Raw genomic sequence first — 15175 nt, 5'->3', positions numbered from 1 at the left:
TTATCCACTGTGTCCATGTGTGCCGTGCCGTGCGCGCCCTAGTGTCAGGCGAGGCCGGAGAGCCCACCTCCGGCCCTTCCGCTCCCCCCGCCCACCGCAGAAGGAGGCAGCCGCATGGCCGCGACCGAGGTCGCCCAGTCCCGCCGGATCGTCACCGAGATCCCCGGCCCCAAGTCCCGAGCGATCCAGGAGCGCCGCCGTTCGGCCGTCGCCCAGGGCGTCGGCAGTGTCCTGCCCGTCTACGTCGAGCGCGCGGGCGGCGGCATCGTCGAGGACGTCGACGGCAACGCCCTGATCGACTTCGGCTCCGGCATCGCGGTGACCAACGTCGGCAACGCCGACCCGCGCGTGGTCGAGCGCGCCGCCGAGCAGCTCGGCCGCTTCACGCACACCTGCTTCATGGTCAACCCCTACGAGGCCTACGTGGACGTGTGCGAGGCGCTCAACCGGATCACGCCCGGCGACCACGAGAAGCGCTCCGTGCTGCTCAACTCGGGCGCCGAGGCGGTCGAGAACGCGGTGAAGATCGCCCGCAGCGCGACCGGCCGCCAGGCTGTGGTGGTCTTCGACCACGCCTACCACGGCCGCACCAACCTCACCATGGGCCTGACCGCGAAGAACATGCCCTACAAGCAGGGCTTCGGCCCCTTCGCCGGCGAGATCTACCGGATGCCGATGGCCTACCCCTACCGCTGGCCGACCGGCGCCGGCAACTGCGGCCCCGAGGCGGCGGCGATGGTGGCCGACCAGATCACCAAGCAGATCGGCGCCGAGAACGTCGCCGCCGTGGTGATCGAGCCGATCCAGGGCGAGGGCGGCTTCATCGAGCCCGCACCCGGGTTCCTGCCCGCGCTGGCGGAGTTCTGCCGCGCGCACGGCATCGTGTTCGTCGCCGACGAGGTGCAGACCGGCTTCGCTCGCACCGGCGACGTGTTCGCGTGCGACCACGAGGGCGTGGTCCCGGACCTGATCACGACCGCCAAGGGCATCGCGGGCGGTCTTCCGCTGGCCGCCGTCACGGGCCGCGCCGAGCTGATGGACGCCGTGCACGGCGGCGGCCTGGGCGGCACCTACGGCGGCAACCCGGCGGCGTGCGCCGCCGCGCTGGCCGCCCTGGAGGCGATCGAGTCCGACGGCCTGGTGGAGCGGGCGCGCGCCATCGGCGAGCTCATGCTGGGCCGCCTGCGCGACCTGGCGGCCAAGTACGACGTGATCGGTGACGTGCGCGGGCGCGGCGCGATGGTCGCGATCGAGCTGGTCCGGGACGCCGACCGCACCCCCGACCCCGAGTCGCTGGCCCGGGTGCTGTCCTTCTGCCACTCCCGGGGGCTGATCCTGCTGAGCGCGGGCACCTACGGCAACGTGATCCGGATGCTGCCGCCGCTGGTGATCGGCGACGAGCTGCTGCACGAGGGCCTGGACATCCTGGAGGAGGCCTTCGCCCGGCTGTGAGGCGGGCGGGGGCCGGATCCGCGCGGACCGGCCCCTTCGGCTCCCCCTACCGGGTACCCCAGGCGTAGGTCTGCTTGCGCAGCTTGAGGTAGAGGAAGGTCTCGGTGGTGACCACGGTGTCGACGGCGCGGATGCCGGCCAGGATGTCCAGCAGTTTGGGATCGTCCTCGGCCACCACCTCGACCATGAGGTCGAAGGAGCCCGCCGTGATCACGACGTACTCCACCCCCGGGATGTCGGAGATGGCGTCGGCGGCGGTGTTGAGGTCGCCGTTGGTGCGCACCCCGATCATGGCCTGGCGGTTGAAGCCCAGCATCATGGGGTCGGTGACGCCCACCACCTGGACCACCCCGGCTTCCAGCAGGCGCTGCACGCGCTGGCGCACCGCCGCCTCGGACAGGCCCACGGTCTTGCCGATGGCCGCGTAGGACCGGCGGCCGTCCTCCTGCAGGACCTCGATGATGCGTTTGGCGGTGTCGTCGAGGACGACCCCGTTTCCCCTGCGCGTGGTGTGGGGGTCGGGGTGCTCGGTCACGGGGTCCCTCGGCTTTCACTCACTGGAAACCGGCTTCAGTAGGTGCGCGGACCAGCGGATTTCATCGCTGTTCGCGCACACAACAACGGATTCCAAGGTACTGCACACCTGGGCCGGGCTGTCGAAGCGACCCCGCGAACCGCGTCGCCCCTGGTCGGCGCGGCTGCCGGGCGTCCGGGGCCGGGCGCGTGCGGGCGGAGGCGGCCGGACGGACGCGTTCGGGCGCAGGGTCAGCGGTCGTCGCGGACCGAGTCCAGCGACAGCAGCGCCACGTGCAGGGACAGACAGGTCTCCACCGACTCCAGATCGGCGTCGAGCACGTGGGAGATCCGCCGCAGCCGGTCGTAGAAGGCGGGCCGCGACAGGTGGGCGCGCCCGGCGGCCAGGGCCTTGTTGCGGCCCGCGCCCAGGTAGTGGCGGAGCATGTCGGTCAGATCGCTGCCGTGCCGGGCGTCGTGGTCCAGCAGCGCGCCGAGTTCGCGCTCGACGTAGGTCTGCAGCCGCTCGTCGTCGCGGAACAGGTGCAGCAGGCCGCGCAGGTGCAGGTCGGGCAGGCGGTAGAAGGGCCGCCGGTCGCTCTGGCGGATGGCCACGTCGCCGACCTGGCGGGCCTCCAGGAAGGACCGGCGCACCTCGCGGACGCCGTCGGCGGAGGAGCCGACCGCGAGCACGGCGGCGTCGCCCACGGTGGCGCGCACGCGTTCGGCGAGCAGGTGCAGGGTCGGGTCCAGGCGCTGGCGGCTGGACAGGGCCAGCAGGATGCCCACGCGCAGGTCGTCGAGGGAGCCCACCAGGGCGGGCAGGCGCAGCTCGCGGCAGGCGCGCGCGGCCCCCTCCGCCGTGTCGGACAGGCGCGCCTGGGCGGCCAGGCCGGTGCCGCTCTCGCGCAGGCGCAGCACCAGCCCCACGAGTTCGCGGCCGTTGAGCGGTACGCCGACCGCGCGGGCCCGGACCAGGGCCTCCTCGGGGTCGGAGTAGGCGCGGTCGATGATGCCCGCGATGATCGTGCGGTGGGTCTGGCGCTCCAGGCTCTCCTGGTGGCGCTCCAGCAGGCGCCCCAGGGCCAGGGTGGTGGCGGCGCGCTCGATGAGCATGCTCTGGCGCGGGGTCGGGTTGGCCCCGGCGATGAGGATGAGCCGTCCCCAGTCCTGGCCGCGCGCGCCGACCATGGTGACCAGCCAGCCGGTGGCGGGCGCGTGCACGGTGCGCGAACCCGAGCGGACCGCGCGCGAGCGGCTCTCCCAGGAGGTGAGCAGGGTGCCGGGGTCCTCCCCGTTGAGGTCGCAGGCCAGCACCTGGTGGGTGAGGTTCTCCAGGACCACGGGGCAGCCGGAGAGCTGGGCGACCTCGTGCAGGATGCGCCCGGTGTCGGCGCCCTCCACGGAGAGCTGGGTGAACACCGAGTGCAGCTTCTCGGACTCGCGCAGCTCCTCCAGCTGCTCGTTGACCACGCGGATGTGCACGGCCTCGGTGATCTCCACGAAGCGGGCCTCGCGGTCGAGCAGGATGACGGGCACCCCGGCGTCGCGGGCGGCGTCGAGGAAGGCGGGCGGGAGTTCGGCGTGGTACTTGCGGCCGAGCTCGACCGCGATACCGCTGACCCCGACGGCCGCGAGGTCGTCGATGTAGCGGCGCAGCGCGTCGGGGTCCTCGGGCATGGCGATACCGGTGCTGAGCACCAGCTCACCGCCCCGGAGCAGATGGGCGAGGTCGGTGACCTCGGCGATGTGGACCCAGCGCACGGCCACGTCCAGGCGCTCGGAGCCCACGACGACCCGCGGGCGGGCGCGCTGGAGGGCGGGCAGCTGGAGGACCTCGGCAAGGGTGGGAAGCACGGAACCATTCTAGGAGCCGCGTCCCGGGACGAAGTGTCAGGAATCGGACCCGCACACTGACAGAGTGTCCGCCGCCGGGAAGCGCGGGCGCAGGTGGGAGCGCCGCCCCGGTTCCCTTACACTCCGTAAGTTCGCCCGCCATGTTGTCAACATGGTGATTCTGGCCAAGCCCCGGGAGCCCGGCGAGACTGGGGGCATGTCCGAACTTCTCTCGCGCCACCGCGCGGTCATGCCCTCATGGCTACCCCTGTACTACGAGTCCCCGCTGGAGATCGTCAGCGGCAAGGGCTCCCGGGTCACCGACGCCGACGGCACCACCTACCTGGACTTCTTCACCGGCATCGTGACCAACATGCTCGGCTACGACGTGGCCGAGGTGCGCGAGGCCGTCGAGCGCCAGATCGCCAAGGGGGTCGTGCACACCTCCACCCTGTACCTCATCCGCGGCCAGGTCGAGCTGGCCGAGAAGATCGCCCGCCTGTCGGGGATCCCGGACGCCAAGGTGTTCTTCACCAACTCCGGCACCGAGGCCAACGAGACCGCCCTGCTGCTGGCCACGTTCGCGCGCGGCAGCGACGAGGTGCTGGCGATGCGCGGCAGCTACCACGGCCGCTCGTTCGGCACCGTGGCCGTGACCGGCAACCGGGCCTGGAAGAACTCCTCGCTGTCCCCGCTGAACGTGCACTACCTGCACGGCACCGACCACGCGTCCCCGGCCTTCCGCGCGATGACCGACCGGGAGTACGTCGAGGCCTGTGTGGCCGACCTGCGCGACGTGCTGGACACCACCGCGCCCAACGTCGCCTGCCTGATCGCGGAGCCGGTCCAGGGGGTGGGCGGGTTCGCGATGCCGCCGGACGGCCTGTACGCGGCCTACAAGGAGGTGCTGGACGAGCACGGCATCCTCTTCGTCTCCGACGAGGTCCAGACGGGCTGGGGCCGCACCGGAACGAGTTTCTTCGGCATCGGCAACCACGGGGTGACCCCGGACGCCATGACCTTCGCCAAGGGGCTGGGCAACGGCTTCGCCGTGGGCGGCGTGGTGGCCCGCGGCGACCTGATGGACCGCCTGGGCGCACTGGGCGTGGCCACCTTCGGCGGCAACCCGGTGTCGATGGCCGCGGCCGGGGCGACGCTGGACTACGTACTGGAGCACGACCTGCAGGGCAACGCCCGGCGCCAGGGCGCGCTGATCCTGGAGGGCCTGCGGGAGCTGACCGCGCTGCCGACGGTGGGGGACGTGCGCGGCAAAGGGTTGATGTTCGCCGTGGAGATGGCGGACCCCGCCACCGGCGAGCCGTCCTCCGAGCTGGCCGGGAAGGTGCTGGAGGCCGCGCGCGAGCGCGGGCTGCTGGTGGGCAAGGGCGGCGTGCACGGCAACGTGCTGCGGATGGCGCCCCCGCTGACGCTGTCCCGCGAGGAGGCCGTGGAGGGCCGGGACGTGCTGTTGGACGCGGTGCGCGCGGTGGACGCGGAGGCCCGGTGAACATGGAGGAGAACGGTATGGGCAAGCACGTCACCCACTGGATCGGCGGAGCCGCGCACGAGGGGCCCTCCGAGCGCCGGGGCGACGTCTACAACCCGGCGTCCGGCCGGGTCACCGGCACGGTCGACCTGGCGGGGCCCAAGGAGGTCGACGCGGCGGTGGCCGCGGCCCGGGCGGCCTTCCTGGGGTGGCGCGACACCTCGCTGTCGAAGCGGACGCAGATCCTGTTCCGCTTCCGCGAGCTGCTCAACAACGACAAGGACCGCCTGGCAGCGCTGATCAGCGCCGAGCACGGCAAGGTCCACTCCGACGCCCTGGGCGAGGTCTCGCGCGGTCTGGAGGTCGTGGACTTCGCCTGCGGCATCCCGCACCTGCTCAAGGGCGGCTACTCCGAGAACGTGTCCACGGGCGTGGACGCCTACTCGATCCCGCAGCCGCTGGGCGTGGTCACCGGCATCACGCCGTTCAACTTCCCGGCGATGGTGCCGATGTGGATGTTCCCGGTGGCCATCGCCTGCGGCAACACGTTCGTGCTCAAGCCCAGCGAGAAGGACCCCTCCGCGTCCGTGGCCCTGGCCGAGCTGTGGGCCGGGGCCGGGCTGCCGGACGGCGTGTTCAACGTGGTGCACGGCGACAAGACGGCGGTGGACGCCCTCCTGGAGCACCCGGACGTGGCCGCGGTCAGCTTCGTGGGCTCCACCCCGATCGCCCGGTACGTCTACCGGACCGCGGCCGAGCACGGCAAGCGCGTACAGGCCCTGGGCGGGGCCAAGAACCACATGGTGGTGCTGCCCGACGCCGATTTGGACCTGGCGGCGGACGCCGCCGTCTCGGCCGGGTTCGGCTCGGCGGGCGAGCGGTGCATGGCCATCTCGGCGGTGGCCGTGGTGGAGTCGGTGGCCGACGAGCTGGTGGCGCGGATTCGCGAGCGGGTCTCCCGCCTGCGCGTGGGCCCCGGCGACGACGACCGCAGCGAGATGGGACCGCTGGTGACCCGGGAGCACCGGGACAGGGTGGCCTCCTACCTGGAGTCGGGGGTGCGCGAGGGCGCGACCCTGGCCGTCGACGGCCGGGTGCACCCGGTGCTGGGCGGGGCCTCGGACGGCTTCTGGCTGGGCCCGTCGCTGCTGGACCACGTGGGCCCGGAGATGTCCTGCTACCGGGACGAGATCTTCGGACCTGTGCTCAGCGTGGTGCGCGTGGAGGACTACGACGAGGCGGTCCGGCTCGTCAACGACAACCCGTACGGCAACGGGACGGCGATCTTCACCAACGACGGCGGCGCCGCCCGGCGGTTCCAGAACGAGGTCCAGGTCGGCATGGTGGGGATCAACGTGCCCATCCCGGTGCCGATGGCCTACTACTCCTTCGGCGGCTGGAAGCAGTCGCTGTTCGGCGACTCCCACGCGCACGGCACGGAGGGTGTCCACTTCTACACCCGCACCAAGGCGGTCACGGCACGCTGGACCGACCCGGGACACAGGCCCGAGGGGGGCGTCAATCTGGGCTTCCCCACCAACGGTTAGCGAGGAGTTCACGGAAATAAGGGATGGAAAGGGATGGATCTGTCTCACCGTCAGTCGACCATGGGCGACACGGAGTATTGTTAGCTAAGGCACCCCTCACGGGGCGTGGTCGGCGGCGCCGACCGACAGAGCCATCCCGGAAAAGGCGCGCTCATTTCCCCTCCTCCCCGATGGAAGCGGGCGCGCCGACGGAAGCGCTCCGGGTCCGACTCTCCCCCTGGACCCGGAGCGCGACCGCACCGCTAGCGAGCCGCGATCAGGCGCTCTTCGACCGGAGCCCGGGACTCCGCGTCGATGATCTCCGCGCACTCCTCACAACCGAACACGTGACTGCCGTCCGGCAGTTCGCCGAGGACCCGGCGGGGCCGGGGCCACTTGGTGTGGCAGACGACGCAGGCATCCCCCATGCACTGCGCCCAACTCAGCGAACCCGGATCGTAGACGTAGGCGTCTGTGGCAGGCGGCGTGTCTGGTTCGCACATCATGCTCGTTCCGCGCAATGTCCTTGCTCCCCCCGTGGTTTAGGACAGTCTGGCGGGCCGATAGTTACCGGCTCTTTATTGAATCAGAAGCTTGTGGCGCCTGGAAGGGTCCGGACCGTTCTAGATCACATCATGCAGGTGAATCATAACCGTAAGTAACGAACCCTGGGAAGACCCTGCCCACTCCGAAGCCGTTCATCCGCTTTGTCGGATTATCTACTGAGCAGTAGGGATCCGGGACCTCAGTCCCGCGAGCGCTCGGAGACCGAAAAACGGCGCAGGGACAGTGCCGGGTTGAGGTTCCGCACCTCCTTCACGCGAGCATCCGAAACCTCGGCCGAGGCGACCGCGAAGGCCTGCTCCCCCAGGGCCGCGACGGGGGTCCCCATGGGGTCGACCACCATGCTGTTGCCCGCGCCCCGGGGCGCCGCCTGGCCCGAGGCCGCCACGTACAGCGTGTTCTCGATCGCCCGCGCCCGCAGCAGGGTCCGCCAGTGCTCCTCCTTGAGCGGACCCGGCACCCACTGCGCGGCCAGCAGGACCACGTGCGCCCCGGCGTCGGCGATCCGCCGCGTGACCTCGGGAAAGCGCAGGTCGTAGCAGGTCTGCAGGCCGAACACGACCCCGTCCACCGTGAAGGTGCGCGGCTCCTCGATCGGCCCGGGCCGCAGCACGTCCGACTCCCTGCCCCCGAACGCGTCGTAGAGGTGGATCTTGCGGTAGTGCGCGACCAGCTCGCCCTCCGGCGACAGCGCCACGAGCGTGTTGCTGAAGTGCGTGGCGTCCGGGCCCTCACTCTCTCCCACCCCGAGCACCAGGTGCACGCCCTCGCGGCGGGCGGTGTCGGCCGCGGCGGAGACGAAGGGCCCGTCCAGCGGCTCGGCCGCCGCCACGTAGCTCCGGTCCATCCGCGGCGCGGTGAACATCGCGTACTCGGGCAGCAGGACCACGCGCGCGCCCCCGGCCGCCGCGCGCGCGGTCAGCCGGGCCACCGAGCGCTGGTTCTCCGCCTTGTCCTGGCCGGGGGCGAACTGGGCGACCGCGACGTGCACCATCGGACCTCTCCTCGTCGGCGTGGGCGCCCCGGTGGGCGCCGTGCCCGAGTGTACGGCCCGTCCTCCCGCCCGGCCGACCTGGTTCCGGACGCTTGCCAGAGGACTGAACGCATGTTTAATCTATTGAACATGAGTTCAGCCAAGCCATCCGACGCCGGGTCGGACCTGACGGCCCGCGCCCGCATCCGCGACGCGGCCATCGAGTGCTTCGGCCAGAACGGGTTCGGCGTGACCGTGCGCGCGATCGCCGAGGAGGCCGGGGTCTCCCCCGGCCTGGTGATCCACCACTTCGGCTCCAAGGAGCGGCTACGCGAGGCCTGTGACGACCACGTCCTCGGGCTCATCAACGAGCTCAAGCAGGAGACGATCACCAGCCACGACAGCCAGACCTTCCTGCACCAGCTGGCGACGATGGAGGAGCACACCCCGCTCCTGGCCTACCTCTTCCGGTCGGTGCAGACCGGGGGCGCCTTCGCGGTGTCGTTCTACGAGCGCATGGTCGCCGACGTCGAGCGCTACCTCGCCGCGGGCGAGGCCGCGGGCACCATCCGGCCCAGCCGCGATCCCGCCAGGCGGGCGCGCTACCTGGCGGCCAACTCGGTCGGGGCGATGCTCCTGCAGGTCGCCCTCCACCCGCCCGGGGAGAGGACCGACTTCGCCCGGCTCATGCGCGAGTGGTCGCGGGAGTACACGCTTCCGGCCCTGGAGCTGTACACCGAGGGCCTGCTGACCGAACGCACCATGCTCGACGCCTACCTCCTGTACGTCAGCGACCCGCCCCGGAAACCCGCTGACAGCTCCCCGCCCCCCGAACCACGTACAGAGGGACCCCCATGACCACCACCGCCATCGAAGTCCGCGGCGTCGACAAGTACTTCGGCCGTTTCCAGGCCCTGGACAAGCTGGACCTGACCGTGCCCACGGGCCAGGTCGCGGGCTTCCTCGGGCCCAACGGCTCGGGCAAGTCCACCACCATCCGCGTCCTGCTCGGCCTGATCCGGGCCGACGCCGGGTCGGTCCGCCTGCTGGGCGGCGACCCGTGGAAGGACGCCGTCACCCTGCACCGCCGCCTGGCCTACGTGCCCGGCGACGTCACCCTGTGGCCCAACCTCACCGGGGGGCAGGCCATCGACCTGCTGGGGCGGCTGCGCGGCGGGCTCGACCCCGCCCGGAAGAAGGACCTGCTGTCCCGCTTCGAGCTGGACCCCACCAAGAAGGCGCGCACCTACTCCAAGGGCAACCGGCAGAAGGTCGCCCTGGTCGCCGCGCTGGCCTCCGACGCCGAGCTGCTCGTCCTGGACGAGCCCACCTCCGGCCTGGACCCGCTCATGGAGGCCGTGTTCACCGAGTGCGTCCTGGAGGCCAGGGCCCGCGGCCGCACAGTGCTGCTCTCCAGCCACATCCTGTCCGAGGTGGAGAAGCTGTGTGACACCGTCACCATCATCCGCAAGGGGCGCGCGGTGGAGTCCGGCACCCTGGCCGACCTGCGCCACCTGACCCGCTCCACCGTGCGCGCCACCGTCTCCGGCGACGCCCGGGCGCTGGAGGGCTCCGAGGGCGTGCACAACCTGCGCGTGGACGGCGACACCGTGGCCTTCGACGTCGACGACACCCACATGGACGCCGCCCTGCGCACGCTCACCGGCCTGGGGGTCCGCTCCCTGGTGAGCAACCCGCCCTCCCTGGAGGAGCTGTTCATGCGCCACTACGGCGACGAGCTGGCCGCCCTCAACGGCAACGGGGGCGCGGCGGCATGAGCGCGTTCACGGGTACCGGAACCCTCGTCAGGTTCATCCTGCGCCGCGACCGCGTCCGCCTGACGGTCTGGGTCCTGGCCCTGGCGGGCACAGTGTTCGCGACGGTTCCCACGCTCAACGACATGTTCTCCACGGAGGCCCAGCGCCAGGCCCGGGCGGCGATCATGGACACCCCCACCGGAGTGGTCTTCGGCGGCCCCGGGTACGGGCTGGACGACTACCGGCTCGGTCCGATGGTGGTCAACGAGCTGACCATGAGCGTGCTCATCGCGCTGGCGGTCATGAGCATCCTGCACGTGGTCCGGCACACCCGCGCCGAGGAGGAGACCGGGCGCGCCGAGCTCCTGCGCGCCGCCGTCCTGGGCCGCGGCGCCCAGGTGACCGCCGCCCTGGTCACGGTCTCGCTCGTCAACCTGCTCATCGGCGGGCTGACCGCGCTGGCCCTGGCGGGGAACGGCCTGGAGGCGGCCGACTCGGTCGCCTACGGCCTGGGCCTGGCCCTGGCCGGGATCTCCTTCGGCGCGCTCACCGCCGTGTGCGCGCAGGTCACCGAGCACGGGCGCGGCGCCGCCGGGCTGGCCTTCCTCGTCCTGGGCGTGCTGTTCATGGCCCGGGTCGTGGGCGACATGGCCGAGGAGGGCGGCACCTGGCCGTCCTGGCTGTCGCCCTTCGCCTGGGTGCAGCAGACCCGGGTGTTCCACGACCTGCGCTGGTGGCCGCTGCTGCCCTACGCGGTCCTGATCGCGGCCCTGTTCGCGCTGACCTACGCCCTGGCCGGCCGGCGCGACCTCGGCGCGGGCCTGGTGGCCTCCCGGCCCGGCCCGGCCGGTGCGGGCCGGCTGCTCAACGGCACGTTCGCGCTGCACCTGCACCAGCAGCGCGGGTCGGTCCTGGCCTGGTCGGCCGCCACCTTCCTCTTCGCCCTGTCGTTCGGCTCGCTGGCGACCGAGGTGGAGGGGCTGCTGACGGAGAACCCCGACCTGGTGGCCATGCTCGGCGAGCAGGGCGCGAACCCGGTGGAGGGCTTCCTCGGCGTCATGTCGGGCTACGTGCTGATGGCCGCCACGGCCTACGCGGTCCTGTCGGTGCTGCGGACGCGGACCGAGGAGACCTCCGGACGCGCCGAGCTCACCCTGTCCGCCGCCGTGGGCCAGGTGCGCTGGTTCGGCAACGCCCTGCTGGTCAGCGTGCTGTCCTCGACGCTGATCGTGGTGCTGGGCGGCGTCGGCATGGGCCTGAGCGCGGCCGCGGCCCTGGAGGACTCCTCCTGGGTGGGGACGATGACCGGGGCGGCCCTGGCCCAGCTGCCGGTGGCCCTGCTCTTCGCCGCCCTGGCCGCGCTGCTGGTGGGGGCGGCCCCGCGGCTGATCCCGCTGGTGTGGGCGTGGCTGGGCTACAGCCTGCTGGTGTCGATGCTCGGGCCCGTGCTGGGCCTGGACGAGTGGCTGCTGAACCTGAGCGCCTTCGACCTGCTACCCAAGCTGCCGGGCGAGGAGTTCGAGCTCCTCCCGGTGGCCCTGGCGCTGGCCGCCGTGGTCGCGGCCAACGCCCTGGCCCTGGCGGGGTTCCGCCGCCGGGACCTGGCCACCGTCTGAGGCGGGACACCCGCCCGGGCGCGCCGCCGGAGGATCCGGCGGCGCGCCCGTCCCCGCGTTCAGGCCCGGTCGCCGTCCCACCGCCGCGCGGCCTCGCGCAGCCGGACCAGCCGCTCCCAGTGCCCGGCGACGGTGGTGCGGCCCTCCTCGGTGAGCCGGACGGTGGTGCGGGGACGGCCCCCCCGCGGTCTTGGTGGTCTCCACGACGCCGCCCCGCTCCAGCTTGGACAGGTGGCTGGACAGGTTGCCCTTGGACAGCCCGGTGATGCGCTGGAGGAAGAGGAAGTCGGCGCTCTCGCAGGACAGCAGGGCGCTGGTGATCGCCAGCCGCGCGGGTTCGTGCACCAGGCGGTCGATCTCCGCCATGTCCTCGAAGGGCGTGCCCATCGCTGGTCAGTCCGTTCCGTTCGTCGCGGGCCGGGCGGACGGGAGGGTCCGCACCAGCACCAGGTGGTCCAGTACCCCGGCGAGGCACACGGCGGCGCCGCCGACCACCAGCAGCGAGGCCACGGAGGTGAAGCCCAGCGGGTGGGCGCCCGTCTGCGTCCACAGACCGATCGGGGTGAGGCTCACGGCCGCGAGCAGGGCGGCCACCGCCAGGTGGTGCGCGCGCGGCCGCCAGTCGGGGAAGGCGCACAGGGCGATGGCGGCGGCGAAGGCCAGGACGACCGCCACGGGCAGCGCCGCGAACAGCGACTCGGCGCCGCGTCCGCCCAGCAGGGCCAGGCTCATCAGGAGGAGCCCCAGGGGGACGAGGTTGAGCCCCTGGTAGTCGCGGTAGCGGGCGGTCACCGCACAGATCCGCTCCAGGCGGTCGAGGTCGTGGGGGGTGGTCATCCGAACCTCCGGTTTGCAGTGCAGACCTTTCTGCCACCGCAGCCGGGAGCAGTCCGGTTTGCGACGCAGACCACGAGGGTGTCCCGACCGGGAGCGGGTAGTGCACACCGTGAGGACACCGCGCTCCCGGAAGGCCCCGCCGTGACCAGTGCCGACGCCCGAGCCCCCGGGCCCCGGAGGGGACGCGCGCTGACCGCGGCCGCCCTGGCGGCCGTCGCCCTCGTTCTGCTGGGAGGAGCCGTGTGGGGACTGCAGCGCTCGCTGGTCTACCTGCCGACGGACGGCGGACCGCCGCCCGCGGACGAGGTGGTCGAGGGCGCCGAGGACGTGCGCCTGCGCACGGAGGACGGACTGGAACTCGGCGCGTGGTACGTCCCCGCCCGGGGCCCCGACCGCGGGGCGGCGGTGCTGGTCGCCAACGGCAACGCGGGGAACCGCGCACTACGCGCCCCCCTGGCCCGGGCGCTGTCCGGGGAGGGGTTCTCCGTCCTGCTGTTCGACTACCGCGGCTACGGCGGCAACCCCGGCACCCCCACCGGGCGGGGGCTGGCCGCGGACGCGCGCGCCGCCGCCGACGCCCTGGCCGAACGCGGCCACGGCCCGGACCGCGTCCTCTACTTCGGCGAGAGCCTCGGCGCCGCCGTCGTGGTCGGCCTCGCCGCCGAGCGCCCGCCCGCCGGGCTGTTCCTGCGCTCGCCGTTCAGCTCGCTGGCCGACATGGCCCGCGCGCACTACCCGTTCGTGCCGCGCTGGTTCCTCAGGGATTCCTACCCGGTGGCCGAGACCGTCGCCGGGCTGGACGCGCCCACCTCCGTCGTCCTCGGCTCCGCCGACACGATCGTGCCCGCCGGGCAGAGCCGCGAGGTGGCGGCGGCCAGCCCGAACCTCGTCGAGGAGGTGGTCGTGGAGGGCGTCGGACACAACGACGCGGAGCTGGTGCACGGGCCGGAGGTGGTGGCCGCGTTCACCCGTCTGGCCGACCGCGTCCTGTGAGCCTCAGGGCAGCAGGGACAGCCCCCAGGCGGGGGCGAAGACCACGATGAGGAAGCGCGCGGTGCGGGTGGCGAAGGTGACCGCGCAGAACAGCGGGAGGTTCATCCGCACCATTCCGGCCAGCACCGAGACCACCACGAACGGCGGGATGCTGGCGAAGGAGCTCAGCGCCACCAGCCCCGCGCCCCACACCGGGCGCTCCTGCGCCTTGCGGCGCCACCCCTCGACCCGCGCGGCCCACCTGCCCGGCGTCTGGGCCCTGCGCCGGATCCACGGCGCGGAGAGGGTGCCGCGGCCCGCGTAGTAGTAGGGCACCTTGCCCAGGGTCTGCCCCGCGCCCGCCGCCACCGCCATGGCGGCCAGGGCGCCGTCGTCCAGCGTGACGACGGCGCCCACGAGGTAGACCTCGATGTTGATGAAGGGGACGAGCCCGGAGACGAGGGCCACCGCGAAGGCCAACGCGGTCTCGATCACGCCGTCCCCCCGGGTGCCGTCGCCGGGCCGGTCAGTTCTCGGCCGCCGCGAGCTGCCCGCACGCCCCGTCGATCTCCTGGCCGCGGGTGTCGCGGACGGTCACCGACACGCCGTGCGACTGCAGCCGCCGGACGAACTCGCGTTCGTCCTCGGGACGCGAGGCCGTCCACTTGGAGCCGGGGGTGGGGTTGAGCGGGATGAGGTTGACGTGCACCAGGTGGCCCTTGAGGAGCTTGCCGAGCAGGTCGGCCCGCCACGCCTGGTCGTTGATGTCCTTGATCAGCGCGTACTCGATCGAGACCCGGCGGCCGGTGGTCCCGGCGTAGCGCCAGGCCGCGTCCAGCACCTCGGCGACCTTCCAACGGGTGTTGATCGGCACCAGCTCGTCGCGCAGCTCGTCGTCGGGGGCGTGCAGGGAGATCGCCAGGCGGACCTGCATCCTCTCCTCGATGAGCTTGTCGATCGCGGGCACCAGGCCGACCGTGGACACCGTCACGCCACGCTGGGAGATGCCCAGGCCCCGGGGAACGGGGTCGGTGATCCGGCGCACCGTCTGCAGCACGCGCTTGTAGTTGGCCATGGGCTCGCCCATGCCCATGAACACGATGTTGCTGATCCGCCCCGGCCCCCCGGCGACCTCGCCGCGAGCCAGGTCGCGGGCGCTGGCCACCACCTGCTCGACGATCTCCCCGGTGGAGAGGTTGCGGGTCAGGCCCGCCTGGCCGGTGGCGCAGAAGGGGCAGTTCATGCCGCACCCGGCCTGGGAGGAGATGCACAGGGTGACCCGGTCGGGGTAGCGCATGAGCACCGACTCGAAGAGCACCCCGTCGAAGGCCTTCCACAGGGTCTTGCGGGTCATCCCGTTGTCGCAGGTGATGTGCCGGACCGGCGTGAGCAGCGTGGGCAGCAGGGCCTCGCCCAGCCTCTCCCGGGAGGCGGCGGGCAGGTCGGTCATCGCCGCGGTGTCCGACTCCAGGCCACCGAAGTAGTGCTGGGCGAGCTGCTTGGCCCGGAAGGGCTTCTCGCCCAGTTCACGGACGACGTCGGCCCGCTCCTCGGGGCTGAGGTCGGCCAGGTGCCGGGGCGGCTTGGCGCGACGGGGGGCGACAAAGGTGAGCTCGGCGGGCATAGACAATCCGTAGAACGTG

Annotated in this window: 14 protein-coding genes and 1 pseudogene; 7 read left to right on the top strand and 8 right to left on the bottom strand. The window is 72.4% G+C overall.

The window, feature by feature from the left end; all coding sequences use genetic code 11:
• The first annotated feature begins 114 nt into the window (after window positions 1-114).
• Window positions 115-1452 (top strand): 4-aminobutyrate--2-oxoglutarate transaminase, encoded by a 1338-nt coding sequence (gabT, locus tag FYW95_RS13590; RefSeq protein ID WP_159940738.1) that lies wholly within the window; start codon window positions 115-117, stop codon window positions 1450-1452.
• Between the two features lie 46 nt (window positions 1453-1498).
• On the opposite strand, the gene FYW95_RS13585 is transcribed toward gabT, so the two are convergent.
• The gene (locus FYW95_RS13585; protein WP_159940736.1) at window positions 1499-1987 is read right to left on the bottom strand and encodes an Lrp/AsnC family transcriptional regulator; all 489 of its coding nucleotides are present in this window, start codon (window positions 1985-1987) and stop codon (window positions 1499-1501) included.
• Between the two features lie 230 nt (window positions 1988-2217).
• The gene (locus FYW95_RS13580) at window positions 2218-3822 is read right to left on the bottom strand and encodes a PucR family transcriptional regulator (protein ID WP_159940734.1); all 1605 of its coding nucleotides are present in this window, start codon (window positions 3820-3822) and stop codon (window positions 2218-2220) included.
• 196 nt (window positions 3823-4018) lie between these two features.
• On the opposite strand from FYW95_RS13580, the gene FYW95_RS13575 reads away from it, so the two are divergent.
• Entirely contained in the window at window positions 4019-5308 is a 1290-nt protein-coding gene (locus FYW95_RS13575; protein WP_159940732.1) for an aspartate aminotransferase family protein, read from the top strand.
• A gap of 17 nt (window positions 5309-5325) precedes the next feature.
• Complete coding sequence (locus tag FYW95_RS13570) at window positions 5326-6834, top strand: CoA-acylating methylmalonate-semialdehyde dehydrogenase (protein WP_160050382.1); 1509 nt, start codon at window positions 5326-5328, stop codon at window positions 6832-6834.
• A gap of 242 nt (window positions 6835-7076) precedes the next feature.
• Here FYW95_RS13570 and FYW95_RS13565 read toward each other — a convergent pair whose 3' ends face one another.
• Window positions 7077-7319 (bottom strand): hypothetical protein, encoded by a 243-nt coding sequence (locus FYW95_RS13565; RefSeq protein WP_370462348.1) that lies wholly within the window; start codon window positions 7317-7319, stop codon window positions 7077-7079.
• 239 nt (window positions 7320-7558) lie between these two features.
• Window positions 7559-8371 (bottom strand): carbon-nitrogen hydrolase family protein, encoded by an 813-nt coding sequence (locus FYW95_RS13560; protein ID WP_160050381.1) that lies wholly within the window; start codon window positions 8369-8371, stop codon window positions 7559-7561.
• A 129-nt stretch (window positions 8372-8500) separates the two neighbouring features.
• Here FYW95_RS13560 and FYW95_RS13555 point away from each other — a divergent pair, with 129 nt between their 5' ends.
• The 3 genes from FYW95_RS13555 to FYW95_RS13545 are packed head-to-tail and all read left to right on the top strand — an operon-like array spanning window position 8501 to window position 11723.
• Window positions 8501-9208 (top strand): TetR/AcrR family transcriptional regulator, encoded by a 708-nt coding sequence (locus FYW95_RS13555; protein WP_159940726.1) that lies wholly within the window; start codon window positions 8501-8503, stop codon window positions 9206-9208.
• Window positions 9205-10128 carry an ABC transporter ATP-binding protein gene (locus FYW95_RS13550; RefSeq protein WP_159940724.1) on the top strand — a complete coding sequence of 308 codons (924 nt, stop codon included), beginning with the start codon at window positions 9205-9207 and terminating at the stop codon, window positions 10126-10128. Before FYW95_RS13555 ends, FYW95_RS13550 begins: the two co-directional genes overlap by 4 nt.
• Window positions 10125-11723, top strand: coding sequence for an ABC transporter permease (locus FYW95_RS13545; RefSeq protein ID WP_159940722.1), 1599 nt, complete (start codon window positions 10125-10127; stop codon window positions 11721-11723). Before FYW95_RS13550 ends, FYW95_RS13545 begins: the two co-directional genes overlap by 4 nt.
• 237 nt (window positions 11724-11960) lie before the next feature.
• On the opposite strand, the pseudogene FYW95_RS28180 reads toward FYW95_RS13545, so the two are convergent.
• Window positions 11961-12089 (bottom strand): annotated as a pseudogene (locus FYW95_RS28180) (transcriptional regulator); the annotation flags it as partial.
• A gap of 27 nt (window positions 12090-12116) precedes the next feature.
• The gene (locus FYW95_RS13535; protein WP_159940720.1) at window positions 12117-12560 is read right to left on the bottom strand and encodes a hypothetical protein; all 444 of its coding nucleotides are present in this window, start codon (window positions 12558-12560) and stop codon (window positions 12117-12119) included.
• A gap of 141 nt (window positions 12561-12701) precedes the next feature.
• Between FYW95_RS13535 and FYW95_RS13530 the strand changes: the two genes are divergently transcribed.
• On the top strand, window positions 12702-13553 hold the full coding sequence (locus FYW95_RS13530; RefSeq protein ID WP_201294848.1) for an alpha/beta hydrolase: 852 nt from the start codon (window positions 12702-12704) through the stop codon (window positions 13551-13553).
• A gap of 3 nt (window positions 13554-13556) precedes the next feature.
• Here FYW95_RS13530 and FYW95_RS13525 read toward each other — a convergent pair whose 3' ends face one another.
• The gene (locus FYW95_RS13525; RefSeq protein ID WP_159940718.1) at window positions 13557-14027 is read right to left on the bottom strand and encodes a YqaA family protein; all 471 of its coding nucleotides are present in this window, start codon (window positions 14025-14027) and stop codon (window positions 13557-13559) included.
• 31 nt (window positions 14028-14058) lie between these two features.
• Window positions 14059-15156, bottom strand: coding sequence for a dual-specificity RNA methyltransferase RlmN (gene rlmN, locus FYW95_RS13520; protein ID WP_159940716.1), 1098 nt, complete (start codon window positions 15154-15156; stop codon window positions 14059-14061).
• Window positions 15157-15175: the final 19 nt, after the last annotated feature.

This window comes from Nocardiopsis sp. FR4, assembly GCF_009830945.1.
Taxonomy (GTDB): Bacteria; Actinomycetota; Actinomycetes; order Streptosporangiales; family Streptosporangiaceae; genus Nocardiopsis.
The sequence above is the reverse complement of the archived record's forward strand: the minus strand, read 5'-3'. Positions and strand labels throughout refer to the sequence as shown.